The following is a 15,931-nucleotide window of genomic DNA, read 5'->3' as shown; positions in this document are numbered from 1 at the left end:
AACAAGGACGTTCATCACCCACCTCGCCTGAAAAACATGTTGTAACTCAAACAGATCAAATGTTAAAAATATTTTGCTATCAAGTTATCAAAATTAAACAACTTAACTTGTCACCCGCATCGCTCTGTTTTTAACATCGCCTATGGAAAAAAATGGTCTGTTCAGTCAGCGCATACGCTTGCGCCATTTGCATACATTTGTGGCCGTCGCTCAACAGGGAACGCTGGGGCGCGCGGCTGAAACTCTTAACCTGAGCCAGCCCGCGCTCTCAAAAACCCTTAACGAGCTGGAACAGCTGACCGGCGCCCGTCTATTTGACCGCGGTCGGCTGGGGGCACAGCTGACTCTGGTGGGCGAACAGTTCCTGACGCACGCCGTGAAGGTTCTTGATGCGCTCAACACCGCAGGCCAGTCCCTGCACCGAAAAGAAGAGCACACCAGCGAGGTGGTGCGCGTCGGCGCCCTGCCAACCGCGGCGCTGGGGATCCTGCCGCCCGTTATTGGACAGTTCCACAAGCAGCAGCGCAATACCACTATTCAGGTTGCCACCATGAATAACACCATGCTGCTCGCGGGGCTGAAATCGGGTGAGCTTGATCTCGGTATCGGTCGAATGTCCGATCCCGAGCTGATGGGCGGTCTCAATTATGAACTGCTGTTCCTGGAATCCCTGAAGCTGGTGGTTCGACCCGATCATCCCCTGCTGCAGGACACGGTGACGTTAAGTCGGGTGATGGAGTGGCCGGTGGTGGTTTGCCCGAAAGGGACCGTCCCGCGCCAGGCCGCCGAAACCTTGCTGCAGATGCAGGGGTGTACGCTACCCTCAGGGTGCATCGAAACGCTTTCGGCTTCTCTTTCGCGCCAGCTTACCCTGGATTATGACTACGTCTGGTTCGTCCCCTCCGGTGCGGTAAAAGATGATTTGCGTCAGGGCACGCTGACCGCCCTGCCGATCGCCTCCCCGGGTGCGGGTGAACCCATCGGTATTTTGACCCGGGTGGATACTCCCCTTTCCACGGGCGCACAAACGCTACTGAGCGCTATCCGTAAATCTATGCCTGTCTGATTCCCTTCACCCCTCACCCAGTTCCCTCTCCCACAGAGAGAGGGAACTGGGCTGTGCGTTAATCAAATAATGCGGAATGATTCATTAACAATTGCGTAAAACAAATTAACAGTTTTATCATAACGGCGGATTAACCATTTGGTTCGCTAATCGTTATATAAACAAGAATTCACTCGTTTTAATCATTGCTCTACCCGCATTTATTATCCAGATGGTACACACCCGACAATGCGGAGAGATTCAAAGGAGACAGAAATGGCATTTGGCAGCGCGCCGCGCGGGATACCTCGTATTTTGCAGTGGCTCCTTGCCGGACTGATGTTGCTCATCGGTCTGGCGGTCGGCGGGTTGGGCTTCAAGCTCGCCGCCGTAGGCGGAAGTTTTTACTTCGTGATAATGGGCGTGGTGATGGTCATTGCCGCGCTCCTGATTTTCCTCAATCGCAGCAGCGGGATCGTGCTTTACGGCATCGCGTTTATTGCCTCGCTGTTCTGGGCGGTAAGCGATGCGGGCTGGGATTTCTGGCCGCTCTTCTCGCGCCTGTTCACCTTTGCCGTACTGGCCTTCCTCTGCGCCATCGTCTGGCCTTTCCTGCGCGCGGCCAACCGCGGCGCAGCGAATAAAGCCCCGGCTTATGGCGTTGCGGCGGTTCTCGCACTGGCGATGCTGGTCAGCCTCGGCTGGATGTTTAAGCCGCAAACCCTCGTGGCGGCGAACGAGCCCGTTCCGGTGAAACCCGTTGCTCCCGGCGAACAGCAGAAAAACTGGGAACACTGGGGCAACACTACCCACGGCGACCGCTTCGCCGCGCTGGACCAGATTAACAAGCAAAACATCAGCGATCTGAAAGTCGCCTGGGTGGCGCACACCGGGGATATCCCGCAGAGCAACGGCTCCGGTGCGGAAGATCAGAACACGCCGCTGCAGATTGGCGACACGCTCTATGTCTGTACCCCGTACAGTAAAGTGCTGGCGCTGGACGTGGATTCCGGGAAAGAAAAATGGCGTTATGATTCGAAAGCCACCGCCCCGAACTGGCAGCGTTGCCGTGGTCTGGGCTACTTTGAAGATCATGCAAACGTGACAGCGTCACAGACCGGGACATCGCCAGCGGCATGCCCTCGCCGCCTGTTCCTGCCGACCACCGATGCCCGTCTGATTGCCATTAATGCGGATAATGGCAAGCTCTGCGACGACTTTGGCGACCATGGCACCGTTGACCTGAGCGTTGGCATGGGCGAAATCAAGCCGGGCTATTATCAGCAGACCTCCACGCCGCTGGTGGCCGGAAACGTCGTTGTCGTCGGCGGTCGCGTCGCGGATAACTTCTCCACCGGCGAGCCGCCGGGCGTGGTGCGCGCCTACGACGTTCACACCGGTAAGCTCGCCTGGGCGTGGGATCCGGGTAACCCGAACCTGACCGGCCTGCCGCCGGAAGGCCAGACCTACACGCGCGGCACGCCGAACGTCTGGTCTGCAATGTCTTATGACGCTAAGCTGAACCTGATCTACCTGCCAACCGGCAACGCCACCCCGGACTTCTGGGCAGGCGAGCGTACCGCGCTGGACGATAAATACAGCTCCTCCATCGTCGCCGTCGACGCCGCCACCGGACAGGTGCGCTGGCATTTCCAGACCACCCACCACGACCTGTGGGACTTCGACCTGCCTTCCCAGCCACTGCTGTACGACCTGCCGGACGGCAAAGGCGGCACCACGCCTGTACTGGTGCAGACCAGCAAGCAGGGCATGATCTTTATGCTCAACCGTGAAACCGGCAAGCCGGTGGCGAAGGTGGAGGAACGTCCAGTTCCGGCGGGTAACGTTGAAGGTGAACGCTACTCTCCGACCCAGCCGTACTCCGTAGGTATGCCGATGATTGGCAACCAGACGTTGACCGAGTCCGACATGTGGGGGGCGACGCCTGTCGACCTGCTTCTGTGCCGCATTCAGTTTAAAGAAATGCGTCATCAGGGCGTCTTCACCCCGCCGGGGCTCGACCGTTCCCTGCAGTTCCCCGGCTCGCTCGGCGGGATGAACTGGGGCAGCGTCTCCGTTGACCCGAACAACAGCCTGATGTTCGTCAACGATATGCGTCTGGGGCTGGCAAACTACATGGTGCCGCGCGCGAACGTGGCGAAAAACGCCAGCGGCATTGAGATGGGGATTGTCCCGATGGACGGCACGCCGTTCGGCGCAATGCGCGAGCGCTTCCTGTCGCCGCTGGGCATTCCGTGCCAGAAGCCGCCGTTCGGAACCATGTCGGCCGTTGACCTGAAAACCGGCAAGCTGGTGTGGCAGGTACCGGTTGGTACCGTGGAAGATACCGGCCCGCTGGGCATTCGCATGCACATGCCAATCCCAATCGGGATGCCAACGCTGGGCGCGTCGCTGTCAACCCAGTCCGGCCTGCTGTTCTTCGCCGGTACCCAGGATTTCTACCTGCGCGCGTTTGATACCGCCACCGGGAAAGAGATCTGGAAGGACCGCCTGCCGGTCGGCAGCCAGTCCGGCCCGATGACCTACGTCTCGCCGAAAACCGGTAAGCAGTACATCGTCATTAACGCCGGGGGCGCTCGCCAGTCGCCGGATCGCGGTGATTACGTTATCGCGTACGCGTTACCCGATAAGCAGTAACGGATGAAAAAAGGGACCGAAAGGTCCCTTTTTTGTCGGTCGGGTAAGCGAAGCGCCACCCGACACGGCCGGCGACTCAGAACGTTTCCCAGTTATCACCGTTATGCGCTACCGCCGGACGTAGTGCGGCAGGTTTTACTGCCGCAGAGTTCTGCTGTTGAGTACGCCCCTGAGCCTTGCCGCTCAGACGAAACGCCCCGACCGCCTCTGTCAGACGCGCGCCCTGTTCTTCCAGCGACGCGGCCGCCGCGGAGGCCTCTTCCACCAGCGAGGCGTTCTGCTGGGTCACTTTATCCATCTCCGAAATAGCCTGGCTGACCTGCACGATACCGCGGCTCTGCTCGTCAGACGCGGCGGCAATCTCCAGCATGATGTCGGTGACGCGCTTCACCGCCTCGACGATCTCATTCATGGTATTGCCAGCGGCAACGACCTCACCGGAACCCTGGTCTATCAGCGAGACCGATTCGTTGATCAGGCTTTCGATCTCTTTTGCGGCGTTGGCGCTGCGGCTTGCCAGGGTACGGACTTCGCTGGCCACCACGGCGAACCCGCGTCCCTGCTCGCCCGCCCGCGCCGCTTCTACCGCCGCGTTAAGCGCCAGGATGTTGGTCTGGAAGGCGATGCTGTTGATCACCGCGGTAATCTCAGAGATTTTCTTCGAACTGCTTGAGATATTGCCCATGGTTTTCACCACACCGGAGACCATCTGACCGCCGCGGCTGGCTTTCCCGGAGGCATCTTCCGCCAGCTTGCTGGCATGATGGGCGTTATCGGCGTTCTGCTTCACCGTCGCGGTCAACTGCTCCATGCTGGCGGCAGTCTGCTCAATCGCCGCGGCCTGCTGCTCGGTGCGTGATGAGAGATCGGTGTTACCGGCAGAGATCTCGCTGGTACCCCGGTAGATCTCCTCCGCTCCCTGACGGACGGTGCCGACCGTTGTTTCAAGGGAGTGCTGCATGGTTTGCAGATCGCGCGTCAGGCGGCCAATTTCGCTGCGTCCGGCCACGTCGTCCGGCATCGTCAGGTCGCCTTTGGCGATATTCTCGATACGTTTCGCTGCACGCTGCAGCGGATTAATGACCGTGCGGCGCAGCACGACGAAGGTCATCGCGGTCAGCACCAGCGCCAGCGCAAACGCGCCCACCATAAACATCAGGCCCAGCTGCGTGCGGCTGTGCGCCTGCGCCGTCAGCGCATTGGCGCGGTCGGTGCGGATCTTAATCGCCTTCAGCAGAACGGCGTTGTAAGCATCGTCCAGCGGGCGCGCGGTCTCATTTTCGTGGTTGATGATCGCCTCGAACATACCGTTTTTGGCAAATTTGACCATCGGCTGGAGGCCCGCGATATAGGCGTCGTAGCGTGCCTTCAGGTCTGCATCCAGCGCTTCGTCCGCAGCGCTGCGCACGGAACGATGCATATAGGCGGTAAAGCTATCCTGGGACTGCTTAATGCGCGTTTCCGCCTCGCGGATGTTCTGCTTCATGGCCTCCATCTCCGCGATACGGCTTGCCGCGCCGGCGTGGATCATATTGATACGCGCGGTGCGCAGATGGTTTGAGCTGTTCGACAGCCCCATACGCACCTGAATTTCGGACGTAACGTCCTGCTGATCGTTGTCGGCCTGTAGCAGGAAATACCCCGCCAGACCCGAACTCAAGGCAAACAGCAGAATAATGCCACCGAGAATGGAGGAAAACAGCGGAACCAGCCTGATGTGATGCAGGAAGCTCAGCTTGCGCTGCGCCTGCATCGAAGAAGTGTTGTCCATGACCGTCGACTCTCTTATAGGTAAGATGCGCAAAAACACGCCTGTTAGATAGTCATCGGCACGGCAGAGATTTAGATTACGGCTAAAAACGCCGCACTGGTCACACTTTAGAGAAGATTATTAAAGAAATGCCAGCGGCTAAAAACCGCTGGCAGAAGAGTTACTTGTCGCCGAAATGAATGACGGTACGGATGGATTTTCCTTCGTGCATCAGATCGAACGCCTCGTTGATCTGTTCCAGCGGTAAACGGTGGGTAATGAACGGGTCGAGCTGAATTTTACCGACCATCGCGTCTTCCACCATGCGGGGAAGCTGGGTACGCCCCTTCACGCCGCCAAACGCGGAGCCGCGCCAGACGCGTCCGGTCACCAGCTGGAATGGACGGGTTTTGATCTCCTGGCCTGCCCCGGCCACGCCGATGATGATACTCTCACCCCAGCCCTTGTGGCAGCATTCCAGCGCAGAACGCATTACGTTGACGTTGCCGATACACTCGAAGCTGAAGTCCACGCCGCCGTCGGTCATCTCAACGATGACGTCCTGAATCGGTTTCTCGTGATCCTTCGGGTTCACGAAATCGGTCGCGCCCATTTCACCCGCCAGCTTGAATTTTTCCGGGTTGGTATCGACCGCGATGATACGCCCGGCCTTCGCCTGCACCGCACCCTGAATCACTGCCAGACCAATGCCGCCGAGACCAAACACCGCCACGGTGTCGCCCTCTTTGACTTTTGCCGTGTTATGCACCGCGCCAATGCCGGTAGTTACGCCACAGCCCAGCAGGCAGACTTTATCCAGCGGCGCCTGCGGGTTGACCTTCGCCAGCGAGATCTCCGCGCAAACGGTGTATTCACTGAAGGTGCTGGTACCCATGTAGTGATAGATTGGCTCACCGTTGTAGGAGAAACGGGTGGTGCCGTCCGGCATCAGCCCTTTCCCCTGAGTGGCGCGCACGGCCTGGCAGAGGTTAGTTTTACCGGATTTACAGAATTTACACTCGCCGCATTCCGCCGTGTACAGCGGGATAACGTGATCGCCTGGCTTCAGGCTGGTCACGCCCTCGCCCACTTCCACCACAATCCCGCCGCCTTCATGACCCAGCACCGCCGGGAAGACGCCTTCCGGATCGTCACCGGAGAGGGTAAATGCATCGGTATGGCACACGCCGGTATGGGTGATTTTGATCAGCACTTCGCCTTTTTTCGGCGGTGCGACGTCGATGTCGACGATTTTCAGCGGCTGGCCGGGGCCAAATGCAACAGCTGCGCGAGATTTCATCATGTCTTCCCTTTTTGTCAGGTGTGTGGATTTATTTTAGATAAGAGCGCAGCAAATGGCCGACTTCTGCCATGCGTACGGCTCGCTGATCCGGCGTTGTGTCTCCCGTCACCAGCTCGTCTTTGAGGTGAATTTCGACCATTTCGCCCATCAGGCCATTGGCAGCGCCGCGCACGGCGGCAATTTGCTGCAGGATGGCCAGACAGGGGTCGCCCGACTCCAGCGCGCGTTCAAGGGCATCAACCTGGCCCCGAATGCGGCGGACGCGGGTAAGAATACGTTTTTTATCTTCGGGTGAGTGCGGCATATGCCCTCCTGATACTATAGGGGGGTATGGTATATGAGTTATCTTACATATGTAAACTTACTTTTAACGTGAAATCTAGATCGGGCTGAGCTTATCCGGCACTCATCCCCCTGCAATCTTGCGCCAGCATTTGCAGCTCCTCCTGAAGCCATCGGGTCGCCCCCCGCTGGCCGCTGCGCTTATGCGAGTAAATTTTCACCTCAAATTTGGGAATAGAGAACGGCAAGGCAAAAATCCTCAGTTCCGCCGCCGCAACCAGCTTCTCGGCGGCGTAACGAGGAATGGCCATCAGCAGGTCGCTTTCCGCAACGATAAATGGCGCGCTCAGCATCGACGGCGTTTTGATCGCAATGTGCCGCGTATAGCCCAGCTGCTCGAGCCGCACGTCCAGGACGCCCTGCTTTTCATTCCACGGCGTCACCACCAGGTGTCGGGCCGCGAGATAATCCTCCAGCGTTAGCCGGGTCCGGCTTGCGTTGCTGATAACCACATACTCATCCTCAAACCAGCCGATCTCTTCCAGTTCCGGATGGCGGATATCGTCCTCGGTGCTGAAACCCAGCGCCAGATCCACCTCGCCCGCCAGCAGCTCCGTCAGCGCCGGGCTGTGCGGCAGATAGCGCAATTCGAAACGCAAGCCCGGGGCAGCAGTCTGCAGCTTGTGCATCAGGGCGGGAAAAATACATAGCGCGGTAAAATCCGTAATCCCAATTTGCAAGCTTTCGGTACTACTGGCGGCGTCAAACTCCGGCTGCGGGGTCAGCTCCTGATTAAGGAACGACAATGCGGAAGCAATAGAGGGCGCAAGCTGAGTGGCATACACGCTGGGCGACATACGATGCCCTTCCCGAAAAAAGAGCGGATCGTTAAGGGCCGTGCGCAGACGCGACAGCGCATGGCTCAGCGCCGAGGTGCTCATCGCCAGCTCGTCGGCTGCGAGGCGAACGGAACGGTGGCGGTAAATGGCGTCAAAAACGGGCAGCAGGTTTAAATCAAGACGTCTCAGCGCCGGATGCATAATATTCATCATTTGTTGATTTCATTGCACTTAATTCTTCGGACAATACTCCGTATGCTTAACGCCATCAATCGCGAACCGTGCAAAAAACAGGAAAAACAATGAGCATAACCCTTCGTCAGGCCCGTCCCGAAGATGCAGCGGCTATTTACGCCATGATCTATGAGCTGGCGGTATATGAAAAAGCCCCCGAAGAGGTCGTAACCACGCCGGACGAGATCCGGGAAACCCTCTTTGGTGCGGGCAGTAAAACCGAGGCGTTGATCGCTGAGTTTGACGGCAGGATCGTCGGCTATGCCGTGTTCTTCACCAGCTATTCGACCTGGCTTGGACGCAACGGGATTTATATGGAAGACCTGTACATTTCCCCGGACTACCGCGGAAAAGGCGCGGGCAGAGCGCTGCTGAAACATATCGCTCAACTCGCGGTAAAACGGCAATGTGGCCGCCTTGAATGGAGCGTGCTGGACTGGAACCAGCCCGCCATCGATTTTTATCTCAGCATTGGCGCGCTGCCGCAGTCCGAATGGGTGCGCTACCGTCTTGACGGCGAAGCGCTGCTCAAATTTGCCGAATAACGGCACCGCTCAGCGCGAGGATCCCGACCAGGCGGGATCCTCGATTCCCGCCAGTACTGTCTGAAGACATTAATAACTTGTGCTACAATTCCATAAATTTCATTAACATATTGTAGAACATCATGAGTACAACCCCCTTCATCCGCCCGCAGCTCACCCTGCCAAACGGCGCCGATAAACTTCTGCTGCATTCCTGCTGCGCCCCCTGCTCCGGTGAAGTCATGGAAGCTATCCAGGCCTCGGGCATTGACTACACCATTTTCTTCTATAACCCCAACATCCATCCGCAAAAGGAATACCTCATCCGTAAGGAAGAAAACATTCGTTTTGCAGAAAAACACGGCGTGCCGTTTGTTGATGCCGATTACGATACTGATAACTGGTTCGAGCGTGCCAAAGGCATGGAGTGGGAGCCCGAGCGCGGCGTCCGCTGCACCATGTGCTTCGATATGCGCTTCGAGCGTACGGCGCTTTACGCGGCGGAAAATGGTTTCAGCGTTATCAGCAGCTCGCTGGGGATCTCTCGCTGGAAGAATATGCAGCAGATCAATGACTGCGGCCAGCGTGCGGCAGCGCGCTATCCGGGGATGGTCTACTGGGACTACAACTGGCGCAAACAGGGCGGCTCATCACGCATGATTGAGATCAGCAAGCGGGAACAGTTTTACCAGCAGGAATATTGCGGCTGCGTGTATTCCCTTCGGGACAGCAACCTGCACCGCAAGTCTCAGGGCCGCCCGCTTATCCGCATTGGCAAGCTGTATTACGGCCAGGATGAGAGCGAAAAATAACGCCCTCTTCTGGTGTAGATATATCCGAAAACCGGCCAATTCCCTCCGAAATTTAGCGTTCCGCCTCTCATCTTTTCAAAGAGAGGCTATCCTTTAACTATCAACAAAAGGAGGCAAAAATGTCTGATTTCGGTACTGATAAAAACACCCAGTTTGCAGAAGACAAAGCAAAAAATAAATTTGATGAACTTTCAGGTTCAGCCCAGCAGCAGTTCGGTGAGTTCGTTGATTCACCGAAGCATCAGGTAAAAGGCGCTGCGAAAAAATATGCCGCACAGGCCAGCGATGCTGTCTCTGACGTGACTGAAGCGGTCAGAAATAACCCGCTCACCGGTCTTATCGCCGCGGGTGCGGTTGGTATTGTGCTTGGCCTGTTGCTGGGACGCAAATAAACAAGGCCCTTCGGGGCTTTATTTTTTAGCTGAACAATCTCACCATGCGGTCTAATTCCTCCTCTTTTACGGCGCGCGAGAGATAATATCCCTGAAAGTTTTTCACACCCAGCTCGACTAATTTTTCAAACTTCTCCTCACTGTCAACTCCCTCTGCAATACAAGCTGTTCCGGTCATGTCGCTGTAAATCTGTATCGCTTTAATCAGATTATAATCGTTGTCGTTCGCCACAAAATGATCGACGATGTCCCGATCCAGTTTCAGCCCATCAAAATGCACCTGCCTCACGGGGAACATGGCATGATGGCTTGAGAAGCAGTCGTCAAGAAACAGTTTGCACCCCGTATTACGCAGGTGCCGCATGGTTTCTGGGATGCTTTTATCTTTCGTTACATCAATATCTTCCGCGAATTCAAAGACCAGCTTTTCCGCCCACTGGGGGTTAAGCAGCATGCCGATGGCTTTCCTGGCCATCTCTGGCAGCGCGTTCCCGGACGCCAGGCGAGGCGGAATATTAACGGAAAAATAGAATTTACCGTTATATTTATTAATCCCGGACACGGCGGCGTGGATCACCATAGCCGTAATCTTTAGCCATACTTCATAATTAGCGATATCATTCAGAAAACGCGCTGGCTTTACTATTTTACCGTTCTTATTCCAGCGAATAAGTATCTCAAACCCCACCCCTTTCTTATCACGATCGGTAATGATCTGGTAGGCGGGAAATATCTCCCTTTTCACCAGCGCATTAAAAACTTCCGCTTCTTTATCCGTGAAGTCCACTCTTTGATTTTGGCTTTTAATCCGCCTTTCCACTTTTACATTGCGCGGTTCATTCAACCATCGCTTGATACAATGTAATTTCTGCAGACCTTCTTTACGATGGGTGTAAACCGTTTTATTAGAAAGCCTCAGTTTGTCGCACTGGTCTTTTATAGACATACCGCGATAGAAGTTCAATAAAACATCAACCTCTCTTCTTGTCAGCCATTTGAGCTTTTCTGACGAAGAACAGTCCAGATAGTAATCGCGTAATAAGCGCGAGCGGTCTTTAAAGCCATTATTGTGGGTGTGGAAACAGGTTATTACATCAGATACGCTGGCTATGCGAATCAATGATAATTGATGACTATTATTTAGAAGACTACCCAGGGTTCGATACAGCCAGCTGTCCGGTATATCACCATACAGGGTAACACGACGAATAACAGGAAGTGCATTGAGTACGGATGCCAGTCGCGTCAGGCTCTCCAGGAGACCTACCGTACCTTTTCCCAGGAACACTACGATGTGAGCGTTTTGATGAATAAGGATATTTTCCTTGTCAGGATCAGATAACTCATCTCCATCAAAGTGAATATGCGCAGTCTCTATGCCGTACTTTTTGAGCAGCAGGTGATATCCCTGAAACGTAAAGCCGCAGGTTGAAATGACAAATCTTCGCTCGTTGCGCGCATCATTCCTGAGAGAAATTTGGTGGGTCATAACCTGCTCCTGGGCACGAAAGCGCCATTATTATTATGAGTATGTATACCAACAGCGGTGTGTATAATAATTTTACAATACACCATCAGGTTAAGATACTGTTATCAACGCCATGCACTGTAACATCTTTGCGTTAATCACTCTTTTTCCAAACATAAATATAACTCTATATTTCTTTTAAAATACCGACCGCAAGCCACTTTTTCTCAGGTATAATGAAAATTCCGAAAAAGAAGGCTGGATACTTCATCTATCGGCTCATCAAATACGAGAAAAATGCTATGGATAATCACATCTCATCCAGGGCCTTGCTACATCGAAGGGATGTTATAAAAAGCAACCCGCGGTTTAGCGAGGCAATATTAGAGCACTACACAATCAATGACGCCATCTACAAAAAGCAGCCCTTGTTCTACAAGACAATGCTTCAGGAATCTCGGTTTAACATTATTCTTTCCATGTGTTGTTTTATATTTGGCAATCAGGCCGAATCCGTCTCAGAGATAAAAGAGTTATGTTCCCGCTATAAAATAGCCAGCCCCAACAGCGTTATTGCGATCATTACGTTACTCCGAACCACGGGACGCATCAGGACCTGGCGCTGTACGGAAGACCGGCGAAAAACGAGAATTGCCCCAACCGAAAAAGGATTGAATGAACTCAAACGCTATATGTCCGGTGCATTTTTACCCGTCAGCATTCTTTACCCGACGTTTAATATTGATGTAAATCTGCTGGATAATGACACATTGAGAAATAACTTCTTCCGCCGCGCGGCAGAATATCTTTTCCGGGGATTAACGTTCAGAAAAGTTTTACCGGAAGTGGGGTTATTTATTGATAAGGATGGAGGCCGCATGATTATGCTGTATCTTTACCTGCAGGCCATAAAAAACAAATCCGCCCACGGCGCGGTTATTCAATACTCCGCCAGCACGCTCGCTAAAGAATTCTTTGTCTCCCGGATCCACGTCAACCGGATTATCAAATCGGCGCATGAGGCAGGTTATCTTAAAGATCGCGGTGACGGTCGCCTGTCGGTGTATCCGGCGTTTTTCGAACTGGTCGAAAACTATGCCGGATTATATTTCGCCTATGTTACTCATTACATTAACGTGGTGCCGAAGGAGCGACGCCACCCAAACAACGTAACGTCAACGGTATAATACAAATGGCGTTCGGTATCCCGAACGCCAATCTTTATCTCTCGCGCAGCGCCTCTTTTGCCTTGTTCAGCGGTTTCAACAGATAATCCAGTATGGTTTTGCTGCCGGTTTTAATATCTACCGTTGCAATCATCCCTGGAAAGACCGGAAAGTCTTTGCCCTGCTTATTGGTCAGGTGGTTACTGTCGGTGCGGATATAGACGCGGTAGTAGTAGACATCTCTTTTCACCTCGTCCTGCAGGGTGTCCGGCGAAATCATGGTCACCTCGCCCTCCAGCCCGCCATAGATGGAGTAGTCATAGGCCGTAATTTTCACCAGCGCTTTCTGGCCGGGGTGGATAAACGCGACATCGCGCGGCGAGATTTTCGCCTCAACCACCATCTGGTCGTCCAGCGGGACCAAACTCATCAGCTTGCCGTTCGGGGGAATAACGCCGCCCACGGTCGTCACGTCAATATCCTTCACAATCCCACGGACCGGCGCGTTGAAGGTCAGCCGGGTCAGGGAGTCCTCACGCCCTTTCATGACCGAACGCTGGGCTTCAATCTCCGCGTTGGCTTTCGCCAGCTCTTCACGGGCGCGGACGTAATACTGATTTTTCATCTCGGTGATTTTATTCTCAAGCTCATTTTTTTGACGCTCAAGACGTAACACCTCAACCTTGCTGGCCGCCCCCTGGGTCACCAGCGGACGGGTCAACGACAGCTCGCGCTGCACCAGCTCGGCGCCCTGACGTAATCCGGCCAGCCCTTTTTCAAGGCTCTCGCGACGGGACTGATAGAGCGCCGTTTCCTGTTTGACCAGCTCAACGTCATCGTCCAGCTCCTCGGGAAACGCGAGTTCCGTGTCGTTAACTTCGGCCTTCAGACGCGCAGCCGTTGCCAGCGCCGCGTTCAGACGAGACTCGCTCTCCAGCACGCTGGACTCGGTCTTAGTCCGGTCAAGCTGTGCCAGCTGCTGACCGCGCTCAACGATATCGCCTTCGCGAACCAGCAGGCTATGGATAATCCCCCCTTCCAGGGACTGAATCACCTGCTCATGGGAGGACGGGATCACCTTGCCGCTGCCGGTCGTGACTTCGTCCAGCTGGAACAGGCTCGCCCAGGCGATAAACACCGCCAGCAGGGCGAACAGCGACCATGCCACCAGCGAGGATCGCGGCAGGCGCGGCTCTTTCAGACGGCTGTTATAACGGGAGAAATCGTTCATGCCGCACCCTCCTCTGCAACAGCCGCCGGCTTCATGGTCACGGTGCGCTGTGCCGCCTTTTGCGGCGCCAGCCCGTGCTGATGCAGGATCGCGTCGCGCGGGCCGTCCATCACCACCTTGCCGTTTTCCAGCACAATAATGCGGTCGACCAAATCCAGAATCGGCAGGCGATGCGTTGCTACCACCAGCGTCCGGCGCTTGCCCAGCCATTTGTGAAGATGCTGAATAAACTGCTTCTCGCTCATCTCGTCCAGCCAGGCGGTAGGCTCATCCAGCAGCAGGATATTCGGGGCAGTGATCAGCGCGCGCGCCAGCAGCAGCGCCTGACGCTGTCCGCCGGAGAGGCCCGTTCCGCCCTCGTTGATGATGGTGTTCAGCCCCATTTTCTGCTTACGCACATACTCCAGCGCGCCGCTATTGACCAGCGCCTGATGAATTTCATCGTCGGTGGCGAGCGGGTTCCCCATCAGGATATTGTCCCGCACGGAGCCAAAGAACAGCCGCGCCTGCTGGCTAAGCAGCTGCATGTCGCGGCGCAGGTCGGCCGGGTCCAGATGATTGAGAGCAATATCGTCCAGCAGAATGCTCCCCTGCTGCGGCTCCTGCATGCCCGCCAGAAGCTGCAGCAGCGTGCTTTTACCGGAGCCGTTACGCCCGAGCACCGCCACGCGCTCACCGGCGCGAATCTGCAGTTTGCTGATGTTCAGCACGGTGAGTTTCTCTTCTTCGTCATAGTAGAAGCCGACGTCTTCCAGCCGGTAATCCCCGCGCAGGTGCGCTTTATGCACCTTCTTCCCGTGCTGCGGATCGTCAATCGGGCGCTGCATCAGGTCGTCCAGCCCCTTGCGGGCCACTTTTGCCGACTGCCAGCGCGAGAGCACGCCAGAGATCTGCGACAGCGGCGCGATGGTACGCGATGCCAGAATCGAGGTTCCCACCAGCGCACCGGTGGTCATGTCGCCGCTGATGACCAGGTAACAGCCCACCAGCAGGACTACCGCATAGACGATGGACTGCACCTCCTGGGTCCAGGTCAACAGCAGCCCCGTCAGCCAGCGCTGCTTCATGCCGACGCTGGCAGCCACGTCGTTGGTGTTGTTCCACTGGTTCTGGAATCGCTGCTCGGCGCGCATCAGCTTGATGTCTTCAATGCCCTGCACCGCCTCCACCAGCGTCGCGTTACGAATGGCGGATTCACGCATCCCTTCGCTGGAGAGTTTCCCCAGCGGGCGCTGCACCAGCAGGCCCGGAATAAGCAGCAGCGGCACGGCGAGCAGGACCACCAGCACCAGTGGGCCGCCAATCATCCACAGAATAAAGACGAACAGCAGGAAGAACGGCAGATCGGAGATCGCCGCAATGGTGGTCGAGGTGATGAGCTCGCGCACCGACTCCAGCTCGCGGATCTGGGCGATAAACGATCCGGTTGATTTGGAGCGCGCCCCGTTTTTAATTCGCAGCGCGTGGGCAAAGACGCGTTCTGAGATGCGCAGGTCGGCGCGTTTCCCCACCACGTCCGAAATATGCACGCGCAGCATGCGCATGATGAATTCAAACACGATGGCGAGCATAACGCCGCCAAACAGCACCCACAGCGTGGCCTCCGACTGCGACGGCACCACCCTGTCGTACACCTGCATGGAGAAAACCATACCGGAGAGCGCCAGCACGTTAGCGACCAGCGCCACCAGCATGATGTCGCTGTAGCGGCGCCAGTCCTTCAGCGCCAGCTGCCAGAACCAGTTTTTCTCATACGGTTTGATGTAGTCGTCCACGCGGGCATCCGGCGTAGACTCAAGCGGGCGCAGTACCAGCAGCGTTTTCAACCGTGAGCCGAGCGCGTCCCGCGTTAGCGTCGTCTCCAGCCCGCCGTCGCCGCTGAACTGCAGGCTGACGTTGCCTTCGTTATCCATGCGGTTAATGACCGCGATTTGACCGCCAGTGAATTCCGCCAGCAGCGGCAGACGCCACGGATCGAGAGATGTTGCATCCGTCGCCACGCGCATTCCCAGCCCTAGCTGGCGCGCCATCTCCTCCAGCACCAGCTGGCGCGGAGACTGACTTTCATGGTTAATCGTGACCCGAACGTGCTCCACCGAAAAGTCCAGCCGGTAGTGCTTCGCGATGATGAGCATGCCCTGCAGCCAGGGTTCGTACTGTGGATGTGTCTTCATAATCTCCGGGTTAACGCCATTCGTGTAAAGAAACGCCAAAATGCCGCGAGGAT

At 55.8% G+C, this 15,931-nt stretch carries 13 protein-coding genes; 6 read left to right on the top strand and 7 right to left on the bottom strand.

Translation table 11 applies throughout. The features are described from left to right. The first annotated feature begins 142 nt into the window (after nucleotides 1–142). The gene (locus IM284_RS04995; protein WP_041910066.1) at nucleotides 143–1,066 is read left to right on the top strand and encodes a LysR substrate-binding domain-containing protein; all 924 of its coding nucleotides are present in this window, start codon (nucleotides 143–145) and stop codon (nucleotides 1,064–1,066) included. Nucleotides 1,067–1,321: 255 nt separating this feature from the next. Beyond that, nucleotides 1,322–3,703, top strand: coding sequence for a glucose/quinate/shikimate family membrane-bound PQQ-dependent dehydrogenase (locus IM284_RS04990; protein WP_045260480.1), 2,382 nt, complete (start codon nucleotides 1,322–1,324; stop codon nucleotides 3,701–3,703). 76 nt (nucleotides 3,704–3,779) lie between these two features. Here IM284_RS04990 and IM284_RS04985 read toward each other — a convergent pair whose 3' ends face one another. The 4 genes from IM284_RS04985 to IM284_RS04970 form a co-directional block, all read right to left on the bottom strand. Further along, on the bottom strand, nucleotides 3,780–5,474 hold the full coding sequence (locus IM284_RS04985) for a methyl-accepting chemotaxis protein (protein WP_041910068.1): 1,695 nt from the start codon (nucleotides 5,472–5,474) through the stop codon (nucleotides 3,780–3,782). A 160-nt stretch (nucleotides 5,475–5,634) separates the two neighbouring features. Continuing rightward, nucleotides 5,635–6,753, bottom strand: a complete 1,119-nt coding sequence (locus IM284_RS04980; protein WP_047368760.1) for an S-(hydroxymethyl)glutathione dehydrogenase/class III alcohol dehydrogenase — start codon at nucleotides 6,751–6,753, stop codon at nucleotides 5,635–5,637. A 31-nt stretch (nucleotides 6,754–6,784) separates the two neighbouring features. After that, nucleotides 6,785–7,060, bottom strand: coding sequence for a metal/formaldehyde-sensitive transcriptional repressor (locus IM284_RS04975; RefSeq protein WP_028013093.1), 276 nt, complete (start codon nucleotides 7,058–7,060; stop codon nucleotides 6,785–6,787). A gap of 91 nt (nucleotides 7,061–7,151) precedes the next feature. Then, complete coding sequence (locus IM284_RS04970; RefSeq protein ID WP_047368519.1) at nucleotides 7,152–8,090, bottom strand: LysR family transcriptional regulator; 939 nt, start codon at nucleotides 8,088–8,090, stop codon at nucleotides 7,152–7,154. Between the two features lie 89 nt (nucleotides 8,091–8,179). Between IM284_RS04970 and IM284_RS04965 the strand changes: the two genes are divergently transcribed. The 3 genes from IM284_RS04965 (at nucleotide 8,180) to IM284_RS04955 (ending at nucleotide 9,839) form a co-directional block, all read left to right on the top strand. Beyond that, the gene (locus tag IM284_RS04965) at nucleotides 8,180–8,656 is read left to right on the top strand and encodes a GNAT family N-acetyltransferase (protein WP_047368518.1); all 477 of its coding nucleotides are present in this window, start codon (nucleotides 8,180–8,182) and stop codon (nucleotides 8,654–8,656) included. Nucleotides 8,657–8,778: 122 nt separating this feature from the next. Further along, a complete protein-coding gene (locus tag IM284_RS04960; RefSeq protein WP_048338866.1) occupies nucleotides 8,779–9,447 on the top strand; it encodes an epoxyqueuosine reductase QueH in 669 nt (222 codons plus the stop codon). A 119-nt stretch (nucleotides 9,448–9,566) separates the two neighbouring features. Continuing rightward, on the top strand, nucleotides 9,567–9,839 hold the full coding sequence (locus tag IM284_RS04955; RefSeq protein ID WP_028013089.1) for a YqjD family protein: 273 nt from the start codon (nucleotides 9,567–9,569) through the stop codon (nucleotides 9,837–9,839). A gap of 25 nt (nucleotides 9,840–9,864) precedes the next feature. On the opposite strand, the gene IM284_RS04950 is transcribed toward IM284_RS04955, so the two are convergent. Further along, complete coding sequence (locus tag IM284_RS04950; protein WP_047368515.1) at nucleotides 9,865–11,328, bottom strand: EAL domain-containing protein; 1,464 nt, start codon at nucleotides 11,326–11,328, stop codon at nucleotides 9,865–9,867. Between the two features lie 281 nt (nucleotides 11,329–11,609). Here IM284_RS04950 and IM284_RS04945 point away from each other — a divergent pair, with 281 nt between their 5' ends. After that, nucleotides 11,610–12,494 (top strand): hypothetical protein, encoded by an 885-nt coding sequence (locus IM284_RS04945; protein WP_028013087.1) that lies wholly within the window; start codon nucleotides 11,610–11,612, stop codon nucleotides 12,492–12,494. A 34-nt stretch (nucleotides 12,495–12,528) separates the two neighbouring features. Here the strand turns inward: IM284_RS04945 and IM284_RS04940 are convergent, their stop codons facing one another. Beyond that, the gene (locus tag IM284_RS04940; protein WP_028013086.1) at nucleotides 12,529–13,704 is read right to left on the bottom strand and encodes an HlyD family type I secretion periplasmic adaptor subunit; all 1,176 of its coding nucleotides are present in this window, start codon (nucleotides 13,702–13,704) and stop codon (nucleotides 12,529–12,531) included. Further along, nucleotides 13,701–15,878: a type I secretion system permease/ATPase gene (locus IM284_RS04935; protein WP_047368514.1), complete on the bottom strand. Its 2,178-nt coding sequence runs from the start codon at nucleotides 15,876–15,878 to the stop codon at nucleotides 13,701–13,703. The genes IM284_RS04940 and IM284_RS04935 overlap by 4 nt, the downstream gene beginning before the upstream one ends. Between the last annotated feature and the right edge of the window lie 53 nt (nucleotides 15,879–15,931).

Source organism: Enterobacter cloacae complex sp. P12RS, from assembly GCF_014895875.1.
Lineage (GTDB): Bacteria > Pseudomonadota > Gammaproteobacteria > Enterobacterales > Enterobacteriaceae > Enterobacter > Enterobacter bugandensis.
The sequence above is the reverse complement of the archived record's forward strand: the minus strand, read 5'-3'. Positions and strand labels throughout refer to the sequence as shown.